The 16,038-nt window shown below is 70.5% G+C and carries 19 protein-coding genes; 8 read left to right on the plus strand and 11 right to left on the minus strand.

Annotated elements, in window-relative coordinates; genetic code table 11:
- Window positions 1-390: 390 nt before the first annotated feature.
- Complete coding sequence (locus QQM39_RS01700; protein ID WP_301994778.1) at window positions 391-1,311, minus strand: helix-turn-helix domain-containing protein; 921 nt, start codon at window positions 1,309-1,311, stop codon at window positions 391-393.
- Window positions 1,312-1,375: 64 nt separating this feature from the next.
- Between QQM39_RS01700 and QQM39_RS01705 the strand changes: the two genes are divergently transcribed.
- On the plus strand, window positions 1,376-2,197 hold the full coding sequence (locus QQM39_RS01705; RefSeq protein WP_301994779.1) for a phytanoyl-CoA dioxygenase family protein: 822 nt from the start codon (window positions 1,376-1,378) through the stop codon (window positions 2,195-2,197).
- A gap of 89 nt (window positions 2,198-2,286) precedes the next feature.
- On the opposite strand, the gene QQM39_RS01710 is transcribed toward QQM39_RS01705, so the two are convergent.
- The 3 genes from QQM39_RS01710 to QQM39_RS01720 form a co-directional block, all read right to left on the minus strand.
- A complete protein-coding gene (locus QQM39_RS01710; RefSeq protein WP_301994780.1) occupies window positions 2,287-3,255 on the minus strand; it encodes an aldo/keto reductase in 969 nt (322 codons plus the stop codon).
- A gap of 73 nt (window positions 3,256-3,328) precedes the next feature.
- Window positions 3,329-3,862 carry a flavoprotein gene (locus QQM39_RS01715; protein WP_301994781.1) on the minus strand — a complete coding sequence of 178 codons (534 nt, stop codon included), beginning with the start codon at window positions 3,860-3,862 and terminating at the stop codon, window positions 3,329-3,331.
- Window positions 3,863-3,880: 18 nt separating this feature from the next.
- Window positions 3,881-4,339 carry a nuclear transport factor 2 family protein gene (locus tag QQM39_RS01720; RefSeq protein WP_301994782.1) on the minus strand — a complete coding sequence of 153 codons (459 nt, stop codon included), beginning with the start codon at window positions 4,337-4,339 and terminating at the stop codon, window positions 3,881-3,883.
- Between the two features lie 108 nt (window positions 4,340-4,447).
- Between QQM39_RS01720 and QQM39_RS01725 the strand changes: the two genes are divergently transcribed.
- On the plus strand, window positions 4,448-4,999 hold the full coding sequence (locus tag QQM39_RS01725) for a TetR/AcrR family transcriptional regulator (RefSeq protein WP_301994783.1): 552 nt from the start codon (window positions 4,448-4,450) through the stop codon (window positions 4,997-4,999).
- Between the two features lie 2 nt (window positions 5,000-5,001).
- Here the strand turns inward: QQM39_RS01725 and QQM39_RS01730 are convergent, their stop codons facing one another.
- Window positions 5,002-5,679, minus strand: a complete 678-nt coding sequence (locus tag QQM39_RS01730; protein WP_301994784.1) for an FMN-dependent NADH-azoreductase — start codon at window positions 5,677-5,679, stop codon at window positions 5,002-5,004.
- A 68-nt stretch (window positions 5,680-5,747) separates the two neighbouring features.
- Between QQM39_RS01730 and QQM39_RS01735 the strand changes: the two genes are divergently transcribed.
- A complete protein-coding gene (locus QQM39_RS01735; RefSeq protein WP_301994785.1) occupies window positions 5,748-6,650 on the plus strand; it encodes a sigma-70 family RNA polymerase sigma factor in 903 nt (300 codons plus the stop codon).
- Here the strand turns inward: QQM39_RS01735 and QQM39_RS01740 are convergent.
- On the minus strand, window positions 6,625-6,825 hold the full coding sequence (locus QQM39_RS01740; protein WP_302003443.1) for a ferredoxin: 201 nt from the start codon (window positions 6,823-6,825) through the stop codon (window positions 6,625-6,627). The genes QQM39_RS01735 and QQM39_RS01740 overlap by 26 nt on opposite strands.
- Before the next feature lie 42 nt (window positions 6,826-6,867).
- Window positions 6,868-8,076 carry a cytochrome P450 gene (locus QQM39_RS01745; RefSeq protein WP_302003444.1) on the minus strand — a complete coding sequence of 403 codons (1,209 nt, stop codon included), beginning with the start codon at window positions 8,074-8,076 and terminating at the stop codon, window positions 6,868-6,870.
- A 381-nt stretch (window positions 8,077-8,457) separates the two neighbouring features.
- Here QQM39_RS01745 and QQM39_RS01750 point away from each other — a divergent pair, with 381 nt between their 5' ends.
- Together QQM39_RS01750 and QQM39_RS01755 are read left to right on the plus strand one after the other, a co-directional pair.
- Complete coding sequence (locus QQM39_RS01750) at window positions 8,458-9,087, plus strand: LysE family transporter (RefSeq protein WP_301994786.1); 630 nt, start codon at window positions 8,458-8,460, stop codon at window positions 9,085-9,087.
- A gap of 82 nt (window positions 9,088-9,169) precedes the next feature.
- A complete protein-coding gene (locus QQM39_RS01755) occupies window positions 9,170-9,619 on the plus strand; it encodes a nitroreductase family deazaflavin-dependent oxidoreductase (protein WP_301994787.1) in 450 nt (149 codons plus the stop codon).
- A 1,217-nt stretch (window positions 9,620-10,836) separates the two neighbouring features.
- Here the strand turns inward: QQM39_RS01755 and QQM39_RS01760 are convergent.
- On the minus strand, window positions 10,837-11,808 hold the full coding sequence (locus QQM39_RS01760) for a cation diffusion facilitator family transporter (protein WP_301994788.1): 972 nt from the start codon (window positions 11,806-11,808) through the stop codon (window positions 10,837-10,839).
- Window positions 11,809-12,026: 218 nt separating this feature from the next.
- Between QQM39_RS01760 and QQM39_RS01765 the strand changes: the two genes are divergently transcribed.
- Together QQM39_RS01765 and QQM39_RS01770 are read left to right on the plus strand one after the other, a co-directional pair.
- On the plus strand, window positions 12,027-13,040 hold the full coding sequence (locus tag QQM39_RS01765) for a glutathione S-transferase family protein (protein WP_301994789.1): 1,014 nt from the start codon (window positions 12,027-12,029) through the stop codon (window positions 13,038-13,040).
- Window positions 13,041-13,070: 30 nt separating this feature from the next.
- The gene (locus QQM39_RS01770) at window positions 13,071-13,382 is read left to right on the plus strand and encodes a DUF4235 domain-containing protein (RefSeq protein WP_301994790.1); all 312 of its coding nucleotides are present in this window, start codon (window positions 13,071-13,073) and stop codon (window positions 13,380-13,382) included.
- Window positions 13,383-13,495: 113 nt separating this feature from the next.
- Here QQM39_RS01770 and QQM39_RS01775 read toward each other — a convergent pair whose 3' ends face one another.
- From QQM39_RS01775 to QQM39_RS01785, 3 genes are all read right to left on the minus strand, one after another.
- Window positions 13,496-13,888: a VOC family protein gene (locus QQM39_RS01775; protein WP_301994791.1), complete on the minus strand. Its 393-nt coding sequence runs from the start codon at window positions 13,886-13,888 to the stop codon at window positions 13,496-13,498.
- 79 nt (window positions 13,889-13,967) lie between these two features.
- The gene (locus QQM39_RS01780; RefSeq protein ID WP_301994792.1) at window positions 13,968-14,432 is read right to left on the minus strand and encodes a pyridoxamine 5'-phosphate oxidase family protein; all 465 of its coding nucleotides are present in this window, start codon (window positions 14,430-14,432) and stop codon (window positions 13,968-13,970) included.
- A 105-nt stretch (window positions 14,433-14,537) separates the two neighbouring features.
- Window positions 14,538-14,723, minus strand: a complete 186-nt coding sequence (locus tag QQM39_RS01785; RefSeq protein ID WP_301994794.1) for a hypothetical protein — start codon at window positions 14,721-14,723, stop codon at window positions 14,538-14,540.
- Window positions 14,724-14,945: 222 nt separating this feature from the next.
- Here QQM39_RS01785 and QQM39_RS01790 point away from each other — a divergent pair, with 222 nt between their 5' ends.
- Entirely contained in the window at window positions 14,946-15,977 is a 1,032-nt protein-coding gene (locus QQM39_RS01790; protein WP_301994795.1) for a 7-epi-alpha-eudesmol synthase, read from the plus strand.
- Window positions 15,978-16,038 lie beyond the last annotated feature (61 nt).

A 16,038-nucleotide genomic window follows, 5' to 3' on the forward strand; every position in this document is an offset into this window, starting at 1 on the left:
AGGCGGGCATCGTGAGGAGAATTCGACAGGCCTGCGTCATGCACGACGGCATTCCTCCGGAGGGCATGCGGCTTTAAAGGTTCATACCAACGGGTATGCTCCGGGCGCGGCTCTTGTGAAGCATGGGGCGCGTGGGAGCGAAGCACACCTTTGCACAGGTCAGCGACAGGGAACAAGTGATTCCAGTTTTTTGCGCGTTGCGTACGCGGAGATCGGGATTTGACGATCGGTCAACACTCGATCGCAGCCATTACGGCCCATCAAGCGGGACAATCGGAAATGGCATTCCATCAGCGATCTTCCGGAACCCGCGAAAACCATTGAACGGCCGCGCGCAGACGTTTTTACCTGGTCATACGGGCGCACGCGCCTTCACCCGGCCTTCACAAGTCATCCGCCAACCATTGGGCCCCTCGACCGGTACGCGCCGGGCGGCACCCCGTACCGTTCGCGGAACACCCGGTTGAAGTGAAACGGGCTGGCGAACCCGGAAGCGGCCGCCACGCGTTCCACGGACAGGCCGGTGCTCTCCAGCAGCCGGGCGGCGTGCCGCAGGCGCGCCTCGCGCAGCGCGCGCATCGGTGACTGCCCGAGTTGCCGGGTGAAGAGGTGGGCGAACCGGGAGGGCGAGAGCGCGACGTGCTCGGCGAGCGAGCGCACCGCGTGCGGGGCACCCGGATCGGCGGCGATCAGCGCCTCGGCCCGGCGCACCCGGTCGTCCACGCCGGGGTGGGACGGAGGCGTCCGCGCGGTGCCGGCGGTGAGCAGCACGACCTCTTCCAGTGAGCACAGGGCGAGTTCGCGGGCCGCGGTGCCGTGCGCCACCGCGACCGGCTCCTCCCCCGGCGCCACGGCGGGCGGCGCGCCCGTCCCCGTCCAGCGGGCGTCGGCGAGCATCCGGCGAAAGGCCGCCTCGACGCGGCCGTGCACCGCGTCCGGCGTCGGCGTGACGACGTACATCCCCTCGCCGGTGTCGTACGGACGCAGCCAGGACCGCCAGGAGGAGCGGGCCTGGCAGTGCACCCACCAGAACTCCCAGTGCGCAGCGCCCGGTTCGACCCCGTAGCCGTGCGGAACGCCCGGCGCGAGCACCACCAGGTCCCCCGCCCCGGCCCGCGCCTCGATGCTCCCGTGCCGCAGCCGGCCCCGTCCGCCGGTCGTCCAGGTGAACAGCCAGCTGTCCGCGCCGCGCGGCCGGTCGACGCCGTATCCTGGCGGCCGGTCGAAGCGCCCGACCACCACCAGGCCCGGCGGCGGGGCGGGATCGCCGACCGCGGCAGTCTCGGGCAATCCGTCAGCGCTCACGGTCATCCTCCTGGGGCGGGTATCGGCCTAGCGTGGCCGGGGCGAGGACACCTGACCGAGGAGTGGACACATGACAGCCACGGACATCGGCGCCGACGGCGCTCCCATCCTGCCCGAGACCGGGCTCCGCCAGTTCCGCGACGACGGCTTCACGGTCGCACGCGGGCTGTTCGGGCACGACGAGATCGACCTGCTCTGCGACCGGTTCGCGGCGCTGCACGCGGCCGGGCCGGTGCCCGGGCACTTCGAGCCGCGTCCGTCGGACGGCGACCCGTTGTGCGCGTATCCCAGAGTGATGCAGCCGCACGAGATCGACGAACTGTCGCTGCGGGTGCTCCTCGATGCTCGGCTGCGCGGTGTGCTGGAGGTGCTGCTCGGGGAGGAGGTGCTGGCCGCGCAGAGCATGTTCTACTTCAAGCCGCCGGGTGCTCGGGGGCAGGCGCTGCACCAGGACAACTTCTATCTGCGCGTCGAGCCGGGCACGTGTGTGGCGGCGTGGATCGCCTGCGATGTGATCGACCGGGACAACGGCGGCCTCGAAGTCGTCCCCGGCACCCATGAGATGGACCTTTTCTGCCCGGAACTGGCGGACGCCGACGTGTCGTTCGCGCGGGAGTACGTGGCGCCTCCGGCGGGGTTGGCCGCTGTTCCCGTTGACATGGAGCCGGGGGATGTCCTGTTCTTCAACGGAAGTCTGGTGCACGGGTCACAGCCGAACCGGACGGTGGATCGGTTTCGGCGGTCGTTCATCGGTCACTATGTGGGGCGGTCGACCGAGCGGATCGGGGCGTATTACCGGACGTTGTCGATGAGCGGTGATCGTGTGCCGTTGGCCGAGAGTGAAGGGGCGGGGCCGTGCGGTGGCGAGTTCGCGCCGTACGGGCCCCACTAGTGGGTCGGCTTGCGGGTTGCGTCGTGGCTGGTCGCGCCCGCGCGGCGGAGCCGCATATCGACGCGGCCCCGCGCCCCTGAGGGGGTGCTTCAGTGGCCGATGATCGGATGGGGACGGTATGGCTGCTGGAGCTCCTCCAACTCCTTTTCAGTGAGCTCCAGTTCCACCGCCGCCGTCGCGTCCTCGATGTGGTGCGGCTTGGCGGCGCCGATGATCGGGGCCGCCACCGTGTCCTGGTGCAGCAGCCAGGCGAGGGCGACCTGGGCGCGGGGGACGCCGCGGTCGTTCGCGACGCGGGTGACGGCCTCGACGACGACGCGGTCGCTGTCGACGTACAGCCCGCTGCCGAAGTTGTCGTTGGCGCTGCGCTCGGTGACCGTGCCCCAGTCCCGGGTGAGCCGGCCGCGCGCGAGCGGGCTCCAGGGGAGCACGCCGACGCCCTGGTCCGCGCAGAGCGGCAGCATCTCGCGCTCCTCCTCGCGGTAGAGGAGGTTGTAGTGGTTCTGCATCGAGACGAACTTGGTCCAGCCGTGCCGCTCGGCCGTGTACTGCATCTTGGAGAACTGCCACGCGTACATCGAACTCGCCCCGATGTAGCGGACCTTGCCGGCCTTGACCAGGTCGTGCAGGGCCTCCATGGTCTCCTCGACCGGGGTGTGCGGGTCGAAGCGGTGGATCTGGTACAGGTCGACGTAGTCGGTGCCGAGGCGGGCGAGGCTGTGGTCGATCTCCGTCATGACGGCCTTGCGGGAGAGGCCGGCGCCGTTGGGTCCGGGCCGCATCCGGCCGTTCACCTTCGTCGCGAGCACGATCTCGTCGCGGCGGGCGAATTCGCGCAGCGCCTTGCCGACGATCTCCTCGCTGGTGCCGTCGGAGTAGACGTTGGCGGTGTCGAAGAAGTTGATCCCGGCGTCCAGCGCCTGCCGGATCAGCGGTCGTGACGCCTCCTCGTCGAGGGTCCACTCGTGCACGCCGCGGTCGGGCAGTCCGTAGGTCATGCAGCCCAGACAGATCCGCGACACGTCCAGGCCCGTCGAACCGAGCTTCACGTACTGCATCGTTGCTGCTCCTGCCTTCGGGATGGGGTACGAGGGGAGCGTACGACGTCGGACGAAGGCGAGGCCGGTTCCGTCACCGGTCCAGCAGATCCAGCGCCCGCTCCCAGCCGAACTCCGGCCGCCCGCCGTCCTCCCCCACCACGCCGGAGTACGGCTCCCCGAAGCGCACGCCCATCCCCCGCAGCCGTATCAGGCTGTCCTGGTAGGCGGGATGGACGGCCAACGCGTCGGCCACGCAGGGCAGGGCGGCGATGGGAACGCCGAGGCCGTACGCCTCGCACAGGGTGCCCAGGGCGAGGGTGTCGGCGATGCCGGCGGCCCACTTGTTGATCGTGTTGAACGTGGCCGGCGCGACGACGACGGCGTCCGGTTCCGGGAAGGGCCGCGGCTCGCCGGGGCGCCGCCAGGCCGAGCGGATCGGACGGCCGGTCTGGGCCTCGACGGCGGCGGTGTCGAAGAAACCGTTCATGGCGAGCGGTGTCGCGATGACCCCGACGTGCCACTGGCGCTCCTGCGCGGCGGTGATCAGCTTGCCGACGTCCGCGGCGATACCGGCGGCACACACGACGACGTAGAGGAAGGGCGGTCGCTGGTCCTGTTCGGTCACCCGCGCACCCTACTCAAGCTACTCGAGCGGGAAGGACAGGCCTCGTTCGGCCTCGCCGCGCGGGCCGTGGATCCGGCGTTCCTTCTCCTCGATGAGTACGTCGTTGATGCTCGCCTCCCGCCGGGTCATCAGCCCGTGCTCGTCGAACTCCCACAGCTCGTTGCCGTACGACCGCCACCACCGGCCTTCGAGGTCCCGGCACTCGTACTGGAAGCGGACCGCGATGCGGTTGCCGTCGAAGGCCCACAGGTCCTTGCGCAGCGCGTACTCGTGCTCCCGCGCCCACTTGGCGGTGAGGAAGTCGACGATCTCGGCGCGGCCGGTGACAAAGGTGTCGCGGTTGCGCCACACCGAGTCCGCCGAGTAGGCGAGCGCCACCTTGTGCGGGTCGCGGGTGTTCCAGGCGTCCTCGGCGGCCTGCACTTTCTGTGCGGCGCTCTCGCGGGTGAACGGCGGCAGGGGCGGGCGGTCGGTCATGACGTCCTCCGGGCGCGGGATGGCGGTGCGAGCAAGGGAGAACGTACGTTCTCTGCGTGGCTGCTACCGTAGGAGAACGCTCGTTCTCGCGTCAAGGAGTGGTCGTACATGGACAGCGCAACCGCCCGGGAGCGGGCACTGGACGCCGCGGAGGAGCTGTTCTACGGGCGCGGCATCCAGTCGGTCGGCATGGACGACATCCGGGGCGCGTCCGGGGTTTCGCTCAAGCGGCTCTACCAGCTCTTCCCGGCGAAGGAGCAGCTGGTGGTGGCGTATCTGGAGCGGCGCGACGTGCGCTGGCGCGGGCAGCTCGCCACCCATGTGGAGCGACAGGCCGACCCGGAGCTGCGGATCCTCGCCGTCTTCGACTGGCTGCAGGAGTGGTTCGGCGAGGCGGACTTCCGCGGGTGCGCGTGGATCAACTCCCACGGCGAGCTGGGCGCCCGCTCCGAGCGGGTGGCGGACCAGGTCCGGGCGCACAAGCGGGCGTTCCGCGACTACCTCGCCTCGCTGGTGGCCGGGGCGGGGCTGCCCGACGCGCTGACCGGGCCGCTGTTTCTGCTGGCCGAGGGCGCCATGGTCACGGCGGGCATCACGGGCGGTACGCGGCCGGCGGCGGAGGCCCGGGAGGCGGCGCGGTCGCTGCTGGCGGCGTGCTGAGGTCAGCCGGCGGCGAGTTCCGTGACGGCCGCGCGGGCCCGGCTGAGGGAGTCCTCCGCGAGGTGCTCCAGACCGGCCAGTCGGGGCAGAACGTCGATGCGGGTCAGCTCGGCGGCGACCAGGTGGAGGTGGTCCGGCGCCACGCCGATTCGGCCGAAGTAGGCCCGAAGATACGGCGTCTGGAAGTCGCAGTGCTCCATCGGGGTGCCGGGGCCGTATCCGCCGCCGCGGGCCATGACCACGACGACACGGGTGTCGCGCAGCAGGCTCTCGCCGCTGTCCGGGTCCGTGAACGCGCCGGGGAAGGTCACCCGGTCGATCCAGGCCTTCAGGGACGCGGGCACGGAGAGATTGTACATCGGGACGCCGAGCAACACCGTGTCCGCGGACCGCAGTTCGGTGAGCAGAGGGAGGGTGAGCCGCCACTCCCCTTCCTCGGCGGCGTTCTCGATCAGCGCCGGCACCTTGTCCGGCGGGACGAGGCCCTCGCGTTCCGCCCGGCGGCCGAGGGTGGTGTACGCCGGGGACAGCGGGGGCACCGGGTCGGCGGACAGGTCGCGGTGACGGTGGGTGCCGTCGGGGTGCGCGGCACGCCAGGTCGTCGCGTAGAGGTCGGTCAGCTGCCTGGTCACGGAGTCGGCGGCCAGGTCGGCGCTGGAGTCGATGTGCAGCAGGTTCATGGGGCGGTCACCTCGGTCGGGTCGGGTTCGTCGTAGGGGTGACGGAGCACGGCGGAGAAAGGTGACCGATGGACGGCGCGGACGAGCTGGCACGGCGGTTCGATGCCCAGCGGGGGCAGCTTCGGGCGGTGGCCTACCGGATGGTGGGCTCGCTCGACGAGGCCGAGGACGCGGTCCAGGAAGCCTGGCTTCGGCTCAGCCGTACGGGTGGCGACGGCATCGACCATCTGGCGGGCTGGCTGACGACGGTCGTCTCCCGCATCTGCCTGGACATGCTGCGCTCCCGCGCCGCGCGGCGCGAGGAGCCGTACGGGGACGAAGTGCCGGAGACCGTCGGCGGGGCCGTTCCCGAGGACGAGGCCGTGCTGGTCGACTCGGTGGGCCTCGCCCTGCTCGTCGTCCTCGACCGGCTGGGACCGGCGGAGCGGGTCGCGTTCGTGCTGCACGACCTGTTCGGTGTGCCCTTCGACCAGGTGGCCCGCGTCGTCGACAGGTCCCTGCCGGCGGCGAAGAAGCTCGCCAGTCGGGCCCGGCACAAGGTGCGGGGCACGCCCGCGGTGCCGGAGGCCGAGCTCAACCGGCACCGGCAGGTCGTCGAGGCGTTCCTGGCCGCCGCGCGGGGCGGTGACCTGGGCGTACTGCTCGGCCTGCTGGCCCCCGACGTGGTCCGCCGGGCCGACCCCGCGGCCCTGCCGCCGGGCGTGGCGACGGAGCTGCGGGGTGCCCGGGCGGTGGCGGAGGGCACGGTGCTCATGCGCGACCGGGCACGCTTCGCGGTGCCGGCCCTGGTGGGCGGCGACGTGGGCCTGGTCGTCGCCCCGCGCGGACGGCTGCTGTACCTCGTCACGGCCACCGTGCGGGGCGGGCGGATCAACTCCTACGAGGTGATCGCCGACCCCGCCCGGCTGCGGGCGCTCGACCTGGCCGTGCTCGACGCGCCCGGCGTCAACTCCCCGTTTCCGACACGGTGATGGCGCTGACCGGGCAGGCCCGGGCGGCCTCCCGCACCATCGGGTCGCCGCCGCCGTCCTCCCGGCCGGGCAGCAGGGCGCTGAAGCCGTCGTCGTCCTGGGTGAAGACGGACGGGGCGGCGAGGGCGCACTGGCCGGCGCCGACGCAGAGGTCGTGGTCGATGGCGATGTGCATTTCATGTGATTCGTGCGTTTTGTTTTCCATGACCGGAGCCTCTTACCAGGTCACGGGGAGTGCCAGCATCCCCTGGATCGTGTCGCCGGGTTTGAACGGGATTTCCCCCGCGGGGACGGCCAGGCGCAGGGTCGGCAGCCGGTCGAAGAGGGTGCGCAGGGCTGTCTCCATCTCGGCACGGGCCAGGTTCTGGCCGAGGCACTGGTGGATGCCGAAGCCGAAAGCGACGTGATGGCGGGTGGGGCGGCGCCAGTCCAGGGCGTCGGGGTCGGGGTAGACGGCCTCGTCGCGGTTGATGACCGAGGTCGAGAAGACGACGCCGTCGCCCGCCCGGATCGTCCCGCCGTCCGTCTCGATGTCCTCGACGGCGACCCGCAGCATGCCGTCGGCGATCGACAGCATCCGCATGAGTTCCTCGACCGCGTCGGGCAGCAGCGCCGGGTCGGCCCGCAACTCGGCCAGGCGGTCGGGGTGTTGGAGGAGGGTGTAGGTGCCGAGGGAGATCATGTTGGCGGTCGTCTCGTGGCCGGCGACCAGCAGGATGGTCGCCAGGGCGACGAGCTCTTCGTGGTCCAGCTCGCCGTCGCGCAGCTGCTGGTGGACGAGTTCGTCCAGGACGCCGTCGCCGGGCTCCGGCTGTTTCTGTTTCCGGTCGATCAACTCGGCGAAGTACGCCTCCATCCGGTCGCGGGCGTCCATGGTGTCGGCGGCCGTGGGCCCGCGCAGCAGGCGCCGGGACTGCTCCTCGAAGAAGTCGTGGTCGGCGTAGGGGACACCCAGCAGGGCGCAGATGACCATCGACGGGACGGGCAGGGCGAAGGCGCTCACCAGCTCGGCGGGGGCTCCCTGGGCGATCATCGCGTCGAGCCGTTCGTCCACGATCCGCTGGATCTCCGGGCGCAGCTCGGCGGCGCGCCTCAGCGTGAAGCTGGGGACCATCATCCGCCGTTGGACCCGGTGTTCGGGGTCGTCGACGCCCAGCAGCGCGGTCTTCCGGTTGCGGACCGCCGCGAACCGGGCGTTGGGCGCGGGGAAGCCGGGCCGGGTGCGGTCGGAGGACAGCCGCGGGTCGGCCAGCAGGGTGCGGGCGAGGGCATGGCCGGTGACCAGCCAGACCGGGCGGCCGTCGTAGAGGGTGATGCGGGCCAGCGGGCGGGCGTCGCGCAGGGGGTCGTATGCCGTGGGTGGGTGGTACGGACAGGTGCGGTTCTGGGGGAAGGCGACGGTGTGCGATTCCGTCATGTCCGTCATGTTCGCGGCATCCGTCATGTCAGTCACATCCGTCACGTCAGTCGCATCCGTCATGTTCGTCGTGTCCGTCATGGAAGACCTCGCAGACGAAGAGTGCGTCGTGCCGATCTTCATTAGATGCCCGGGGCATCTAATGGGGCGACCTGAAGTTCGGCCAGATCAGGCGTACGGGCAATCTGGCCGGAGATGGTCGTACAGAGCTTCGGTCGTGGAGAGGTCGGTCCGGTCCTCCGGCTGAATTCGCTTGTGGGCAGGCATCCGCCACCCGCAGAATCAGGCCATGTCTACGACCACCGCCTTTCCGCCGCTGACCGTCGCCGTCCGTCCGGTGCGGTTCCAGCAGCAGCCCGGCCGTCCATGGAGGCCCACGCTTCCCACGTCGTGACCGGGGCGCTCGTCGCGGGGCTGATCGCGGGCTACGGCATCGCCGTCCCGGTCGGCGCGGTCGCGACCTACCTCGTCTCCCTCACCGCCCGTACGTCCCTGCGGACCGGGGTCTGCGCCGCGCTCGGCGTCGCGACCGCCGACGGGCTCTACGCCCTCGTGGCGACCCTCGGCGGCTCCGCGCTGGCCGCCGCGCTGCGTCCGGTACTGGTGCCGCTGCGCTGGGCCTCCGCCCTGCTCCTCGCGATCCTCGCGGTACGGGGCGCCGTCATCGCCGTACGACAGCACCGCGACCGGCGGCTCGCCAGCGCCGGCCGCTCCACGCCCGCTCCTCCGAGCCCGGCCCGCGCCTACCTGGCGCTGCTCGGCATCACCCTGCTCAACCCGACCACGGTGATCTACTTCGCGGCTCTCGTGCTCGGTACCCGCGCCGTGGCTGCCGTACGGCCCCTGGAACAGGGCGTGTTCGTGCTGGCCGCGTTCGGCGCGTCGGCGAGTTGGCAGTTGCTGCTCGCCGGGGGTGGGGCGCTGCTGGGGCGGGTGTTGACGGGGCGGCGGGGGCGTCTGGTGACGGCGCTGGTGTCGAGCGGCGTGATCCTGGCGCTGGCCGTGCGGATGCCGGTGTAGTCGCGGCAGGATGAATCACGCGTGGGCCGTTGTTGAAGAGGGACGTAAGTCAGTACCAGCACACGACGATGGGACCGAGGCCATGCCTCTTGACGGTGAGTACGAGCCGAGCCCGACCAAGTGGGTGCGCGACCAGGTGGAGTTGTACGAGAGCTCCGGCGGCACCCAGGGCACGACCCTCATGAACACGGGGATGCCGGTGATCCTGCTCACGACCCGGGGTGTCAAGAGCGGCAAGATCCGCAAGACGCCGCTGATGCGCGTCGAGCACGAGGGGCGTTATGCCGCGGTGGCCTCGCAGGGCGGGGCGCCCGAACACCCGGTCTGGTACCACAACATCAAGGCCGAACCCCATGTGGAGCTCCAGGACGGGCCGGTGAAGCGGGACATGCGGGCCCGCGAGGTCACCGGCGCGGAGAAGGCCGAGTGGTGGGAGCGCGCGGTCGCGGCGTATCCGCCGTACGCCGAGTACCAGGAGAAGACGGAACGGCTGATCCCGGTCTTCGTGTTGGAGCCGGTCGACGGGGAGTGACGGGGCGGCTGGGGCTTCGGGGGACTTGGGCTTGCGGGGGGGGGATTGGCTCGGGCTTCTGCGGGGGCATCGGCTCGGGATTCCGCGGGATTCCGCTGGGGGTTCGACTGAGGCTTCGGCTCGGACATCCGCTGAGACGGCTCGGCTTCCGCGGGGGCATCGGTTCGGCTTCCGCTCGCACTTCGGCTGAAGCAGCGACTCAGCTTCCGCGGGGGCATCGGTTCGGCAGCCACTCAAGCTTCGGCTGAGCCCTCCGCTCGCGATTCGGGCCGTCGACTCACCCGGCGAGCTGGAGGGCATCGACGACGACCTCGCGGAGCTGCGGATCCTGCTCAAACTTCAACTCGGCTTCCACTCAGACATCCGCTGAGGCTTCCGCTCAGGCGTCGACTCGGCAGCCACTCAAGCTTCGGCTGAGGCTTCCGCTCGGCCATGCGCTGGGCCATGCGCTGGGCCTCGACTCGGGCTTCCGCCCGCGCTTCGGCTGAAGCAGCGACTCAGCTTCCGCTCGGGCACCCACTGAGGCCTCGACTCAGCTTCCGCTCAGACATCCGCTGAGGCTTCCGCTCAGGCGTCGACTCGGCAGCCACTCAAGCTTCGGCTGAGGCTTCCGCTCGGCCATGCGCTGGGCCATGCGCTGGGCCTCGACTCGGGCTTCCGCCCGCGCTTCGGCTGAAGCAGCGACTCAGCTTCCGCTCGGGCACCCACTGAGGCCTCGACTCAGCTTCCGCTCAGACATCCGCTGAGGCTTCCGCTCAGGCATCGACTCGGCAGCCACTCAAGCTTCGGCTGAGGCTTCCGCTCGGCCATGCGCTGCGCCGTCGATTCTGGCTTCCGCTCGCGCTTCGGCTGAAGCAGCGACTCAGCTTCGGCTCTGGCATCCGCTGAGGCTTCGACTCGGCTTCCGCTCAGGCATCCACTGATGCTTCCGCTCAGGCATCCGCTCAGGCATCCACTGATGCTTCCGCTCAGGCATCGGCTCGGCAGCCGCTCAGACTTCCGCTCGGCCATGCGCTGGGCCATGCGCTGGGCCTCGACTCGGGCTTCCGCCCGCGCTTCGGCTGAGGCTTCGACTCGGCTTCCGCTCGGGCACCCACTGAGGCCTCGACTCAGCTTCCGCTCGGGCTTCGGCTGAGGCTTCGGTTGGGGCTGATTGGCCTCCGGGAATTTTTTCGCGCCCAGGACGCATGAACCCATGTTCGCCGGGCACACGTGCGTCAGGCCCCGCCGCGTTCCCCCGTCGCGGCGGGGCTTCCCTGTGCCTCGTGTGCGGAGCGTTCGGTCACGTCGAGGAAGATCTGGTCGGCCTCGGCGACGGTGTGGGCGATGGAGCGCTTGATGCGGACGGCGACCTCCTCGACCCGTTCGCTGTCGAGGCCGGGCATCAGATCGACGCGGGCCGCCACCAGGGCCGTTTCCAGGCCCGTCTGCATCGTGAACAGCGCCTCCACGCTGTCGATCTCGGGCTGCGCCTCCAGCAGTGCGCGGATCCTGGCGTCGGCCTCGGGGGCTGCGGCCTGCCCGATCAGCTGGTCGCGGGCGTCGCGTCCCAGCCGATAGGCGACGTAGACGAGGAGCCCGCCGATCGCGAGTGAGGCGGACGCCTCCCAAACGACCTGCCCGGTGATCATGTGCAGCGCCATGCCGGTGAGGGCGAGGGTCACCCCGAGCACCGCCGTGGCGTCCTCGGCGACGACCGTGCGCAGGGCGGGGTCGCGCAGGCCATCCGCCACGCCGCCCTGCCGGCCTACCTGGTACAGCGCCCGTACCAGCGACAAGCCCTCGGCCACGAAGGCGACGCCGAGCACGATCATGCCCGCCACATAGCCGCCGAACTTCTCCTCGGCGCCGCCGCGCAGAGCCTCGATGCCCTGGAAGAAGGAGAAGCAGCCGCCCATCACGAAGATGCCGACGGCCGCGAGCAGCGACCAGAAGAAGCGCTCCTTGCCGTAGCCGAAGGGATGGCGGGCATCGGCGGGGCGGCGGCTGCGGCGCAGCGCGGCCAACAGGAAGACCTCGTTCATGCTGTCCGCCACGGAGTGCGCGGCCTCCGACAGCAGCGCGGGCGAGTGGGCGACGAGGCCTCCGACGGCCTTGGCGACCGCGATGGCGAGGTTGGCTGCGAGGGCAATCAGGACCGTGACCCGGGTCCTGCGATCCGTCTTCGGTGCCTTGGGCGTCCTGCTCATTTTTCACCGACTCCCCCGGTCGATGCGGCTCACACCGTGCCATCGGCGGAAATCGGGGGACTCGGTGAGATCAAAGGAGTCGAACGAATCAAAGGAATCGAAGGACTCGACGGAATCGAAGGACTCGTGAGATCGGGAATCCGGCACAAGGCAGACGGGTATCCGCCACAGGGCCAAAGGCCACTAGGCAGAGGCGTGCGGCAGAGAGGAGCGCGGTCATGAGCGGCGGGGGCAACACCGCCTACGGGAGGAAGTCGTTCCAGCGGTCGAAGGCCCACTTCACGGACCGGATCACCACGGACGGCCGGGACGGCTGGCCGGTGGAGGCGGGCCGCTATCGTCTGGTGGTCAGCCGTGCCTGTCCGTGGGCGAGCCGGGCGGTGATCTCCCGCCGGCTGCTCGGCCTGGAGGACGCCCTGTCCCTGGCGATCGCCGACCCGATCCAGGACGACCGCAGCTGGCGCTTCACCCTCGACCCCGACGACCGCGACCCGGTGCTCGGCATCCGCTTCCTCCACGAGGCCTTCGACAGGCGGGAGAGCGACTACCCGGGCGGCGTCAGCGTCCCCGCGGTCGTGGACGTCCCCAGCGGCCGGCTCGTCACCAACGACTATCAGCGGATCACGCTCGACCTCGCCACCGAGTGGACGGCCCTGCACCGCGACGGGGCGCCCGATCTGTATCCCAGGGCGCGACGGGACGAGATCGACGCCGTGATGGCGGACGTCTACGAGGACGTCAACAACGGTGTGTACCGGACCGGCTTCGCCACCGGCCAGGACGAGTACGAGGGGGCGTGCACGCGTCTCTTCCGGCGGCTGGAGCTGCTCGCCGAACGCCTGGCCGGGCAGCGCTATCTGGTCGGCGACACGATCACCGAGGCGGACATCCGGCTGTTCACCACGCTGGTCCGCTTCGACGCCGTCTATCACGGCCACTTCAAGTGCAACCGCTGGAAGTTGACGGAGAACCAGGTCCTGTGGGCGTACGCCCGCGACCTCTACCAGACGCCCGGCTTCGGTGACACCGTCGACTTCGACCACATCAAGCGGCACTACTACCAGGTGCACAGCGGCATCAACCCGACCGGCATCGTGCCCCTCGGACCGGATCTGTCGGGTTGGCTGACGCCGCACCACCGTGAGGAGCTGGGCGGCAGTCCGTTCGGCGAGGGGACGCCGCCCGGGCCGGTTCCCGAGGCCGAGCAGGTACCGGCGCGGGGGCGGCCCTGACCGACGAAGACGAAGGAGGAGCAGGCGCACATGGCCAAGAAGAACAAGCAGAAGAAGATGACACTTCCTCTTGCCTACAAGCCCCTGGGATTCGCGCTCGGCTGGGCGAGCGGCGCGCTGGCGGGGCTCGCCTTCCGCAAGACGTGGATGGCGATACGACACGAGGAGGACGCCCCCGACGCGCTGGACCGGGACCGCGGCTGGGGCGAGATCCTGCTGGCGGCCGCGGTGCAGGGCGCCCTCTTCGCGGTGGCGCGCAGCTTGGCGGACCGCACGGGCGCGAAGGCGATCGAACGCTCGACGGGTGTGTGGCCGGTCAGCGAGAAGGGCGGGCGGGACTGAGAGCACTTACGGGAGACCGGCCGGACCGACCCTCCGGAAGACACGCCAGTACCGACCTCCGGAAGACCGGCCGGATCCGAGGCCCCGCAAGACCTGCCGGAACTCCAGAAGGCTCAGCCCTGCTTCGGCGCCGTAGGGGCGACGCGGCGCAGGGTGAAGGAGTGGCCGGCCGGGTCGGCGTAGCCGCGTTCCTCGTACGGCCCCGCCGCGTCCTTCGCCTCCAAGGGGCGGCCGCCGAGCCCGACGATCCTGCGCTCCGTCTCGTCCAGGTCCTCCACCACGAAGTCCAGGTGGGCCTGGAGGGAGTTCTCGGGGCGCGGCCAGCTCGGCGGCGTCGCGTTCATGTCGCGGCGGAACGCCAGCCGGGTGCCGTCGGCGCCCCTGATCTCCACGCGGTTGGCGGTCGCCTCCGTCTGCTCACCGTCCAGCAGTTCCCTGTAGAACAAGGCGAGCTTCTCCGGCTCGGCACAGTCGAGCACCACGAAGCCCGCTTTCACCAGTGACATGAGTCCTCCGAAAGGTCCGGGGCGCGGAACGTCCCTGTCCCGCCGCCCTGCACCCCACGGGTGTCCCGGCCAGGACCTTTCAGTCCGCCACCAGCCACTCCCCGTCCCGCATCAGCTCCCGCCCGGCGATCTCGTCGGCCTCGCGCCAGGCCTGCACCCGGTGCGGCCGGACGCGGAAGTACAGGCAGGGCGTGGCGAGTTGACGCGGATCGAAGCCGGTCCTGGCCGCGAACCGGTCGGCCACCTCCTCGGGCAGTTGAGCAGGGGCGATCGTGTCGACCGTGCCCTCGATCATGACGACGTCACGGGTCGGCCCGATACCGAGGCGCGCTCTGCCGGTCGTCCTCAGGTTCCGGCCCGTCGGGCTGTTGGACGGTGTGGCCAGCAGCAGGGTCGAGCCGTCCCAGAGGTAGGACAGCGGGACGAGATACGGCACGCCCCCGTCGACCTCGGCCGTGGCGACCCACACGTCCTCGTCGTGCTCCAGTCGGTTCAGGGTGTCCTGCTTGCGCTGCTTGGCGGGGCGTGCGGGCGGGCGGGTCATCGGGGGACGGCCTCCTGACGGGACAACGGTCGACGGACGTTTCCAGTGTGACCGGTCAGGCTTCCGGCCGACCCGGATTTCCGTCAGCCGCACCCCGGCCGCGCTCTACAGCAGGCCCACGGTCCGCGTCAGGTACGGCTCCAGCAGCGCCGCCGCCCCGGTCTCGGCGACACCGTCCAACATCAGCCTGACGCTGCCCGCCCACACGGCGGGCTCGGCGTATGCGCACCACCTCGACGACACGGGCGAGGTGCGGTCGGGAGCGCTCGCGGAGACTCGTGCAGCTATCACTTACGTCGGGGGCGCGCGAGTATACGCAGCTCAACAAGCCTGAGCAGTAACGGAGATCATGGTCCGGTTACGCGTAGATCATTTACGCTCTGGGCAGTCTCGTACCGCTTTTCGGTTCAACTTTCGCACCGCGAAGCCCAGTTCGAGTGCGCGGGCGGTCGTCGCGACCGCCCGTTCGCAGGGGCGGGGGACTCTGCGCAGCCGTCTCCCGAAAGGAAGCACATGCCTCAGGACGTCAGGTTCGACCTCCCCTTCGACACCCCCGTCAGCGAACACCTGGAGTACGCCCGAGCACGCCACCTGCGCTGGATCTGGGACATGGGCCTGGTACGCAGTCACGCCGGGTTCGAGGAGTACAAGTCGTGGGACCTGCCGCAGGCCGCCGCCCGCACCTACCCGCACGCCTCGGCGGACGACATGGTCGTCCTGATGAACTGGTTCTCCCTCGCCTTCCTCTTCGACGATCAGTTCGACGCGAACCAACCCGACCGCGCCGACCGAATAGCCGAGGTCGCGCGTGAGCTGATCATCACGCCGCTGCGCCCGGCGGGCACCCGGCCCCGGGTGGTGTGCCCGATCACCCTGGCCTGGGCGGAGGTCTGGAAGCACCTCTCGGACGGCATGCCCTTGACATGGCAGACGCGGTTCGCCGCCTCCTGGGGCCGGTTCCTCGTGGCGCACTGCGAGGAGGTCGACCTGGCCGCCCGCGGTCTGGAGGGGACGCTGGGGCTCGACGAGTACGCGATCTTCCGGCGCCGTACGGTCGGCATCCACCACAGCATCGACGCGGGTGAGCGCAGTCGCCGCTTCGTGGTGCCCGCGCAGGTGATGGCGCATCCGCTGATGGAGCGGATGCGGGACCTCGCCGCCGACACCATCGGCTTCATGAACGACATCCACTCCTTCGAGCGCGAGAAGCGCCGGGGCGACGGACACAACCTGATCGCCGTGCTGCACCGGGAGCGGCGCTGCTCGTGGGAGGAGGCGGCCGACGAGGCGTACCGGATGACGGTCGCGTGCCTGGACGAGTACCTCGAACTGGAGGCGAGCGTCCCGCAGATGTGCGACGAGCTGGGCCTCGACGCCAGAGGCCGCGAGCAGGTGCGGATGGGCGTGGAGGCCATCCAGCACTGGATCAACGGCAACTACGAGTGGGCGCTGGTGTCGGGCCGTTACAGCGCGGCCAAGGACGGCCCCGCGGCCGCCGCCGAGCTGTCGGGCCGGGGTTCCGTGGACGACCTGCTGGCGGTGTGAGCCAGGCGTGTGGAACTGCGCCGCCGCCCGGCCGGAGCAAACCGGCCGGACGGCTCGCTTG

It is taken from the genome of Streptomyces sp. DT2A-34, assembly GCF_030499515.1.
In the GTDB taxonomy this organism is placed as follows: Bacteria; Actinomycetota; Actinomycetes; order Streptomycetales; family Streptomycetaceae; genus Streptomyces.

Excerpts from the sequence above, each read along its gene's own strand:
- QQM39_RS01790 (WP_301994795.1), top strand. The coding sequence starts at position 14,946 with ATGCCTCAGGACGTCAGGTTCGACCTCCCCTTCGACACCCCCGTCAGC.
- QQM39_RS01760 (WP_301994788.1), bottom strand. The coding sequence starts at position 11,808 with ATGAGCAGGACGCCCAAGGCACCGAAGACGGATCGCAGGACCCGGGTC.
- QQM39_RS01765 (WP_301994789.1), top strand. The coding sequence starts at position 12,027 with ATGAGCGGCGGGGGCAACACCGCCTACGGGAGGAAGTCGTTCCAGCGG.
- QQM39_RS01705 (WP_301994779.1), top strand. The coding sequence starts at position 1,376 with ATGACAGCCACGGACATCGGCGCCGACGGCGCTCCCATCCTGCCCGAG.
- QQM39_RS01770 (WP_301994790.1), top strand. The coding sequence starts at position 13,071 with ATGGCCAAGAAGAACAAGCAGAAGAAGATGACACTTCCTCTTGCCTAC.
- QQM39_RS01735 (WP_301994785.1), top strand. The coding sequence starts at position 5,748 with ATGGACGGCGCGGACGAGCTGGCACGGCGGTTCGATGCCCAGCGGGGG.
- QQM39_RS01755 (WP_301994787.1), top strand. The coding sequence starts at position 9,170 with ATGCCTCTTGACGGTGAGTACGAGCCGAGCCCGACCAAGTGGGTGCGC.
- QQM39_RS01775 (WP_301994791.1), bottom strand. The coding sequence starts at position 13,888 with ATGTCACTGGTGAAAGCGGGCTTCGTGGTGCTCGACTGTGCCGAGCCG.
- QQM39_RS01700 (WP_301994778.1), bottom strand. The coding sequence starts at position 1,311 with ATGACCGTGAGCGCTGACGGATTGCCCGAGACTGCCGCGGTCGGCGAT.
- QQM39_RS01780 (WP_301994792.1), bottom strand. The coding sequence starts at position 14,432 with ATGACCCGCCCGCCCGCACGCCCCGCCAAGCAGCGCAAGCAGGACACC.
- QQM39_RS01720 (WP_301994782.1), bottom strand. The coding sequence starts at position 4,339 with ATGACCGACCGCCCGCCCCTGCCGCCGTTCACCCGCGAGAGCGCCGCA.
- QQM39_RS01730 (WP_301994784.1), bottom strand. The coding sequence starts at position 5,679 with ATGAACCTGCTGCACATCGACTCCAGCGCCGACCTGGCCGCCGACTCC.
- QQM39_RS01725 (WP_301994783.1), top strand. The coding sequence starts at position 4,448 with ATGGACAGCGCAACCGCCCGGGAGCGGGCACTGGACGCCGCGGAGGAG.
- QQM39_RS01745 (WP_302003444.1), bottom strand. The coding sequence starts at position 8,076 with ATGACGGACATGACGGAATCGCACACCGTCGCCTTCCCCCAGAACCGC.
- QQM39_RS01710 (WP_301994780.1), bottom strand. The coding sequence starts at position 3,255 with ATGCAGTACGTGAAGCTCGGTTCGACGGGCCTGGACGTGTCGCGGATC.
- QQM39_RS01740 (WP_302003443.1), bottom strand. The coding sequence starts at position 6,825 with ATGCACATCGCCATCGACCACGACCTCTGCGTCGGCGCCGGCCAGTGC.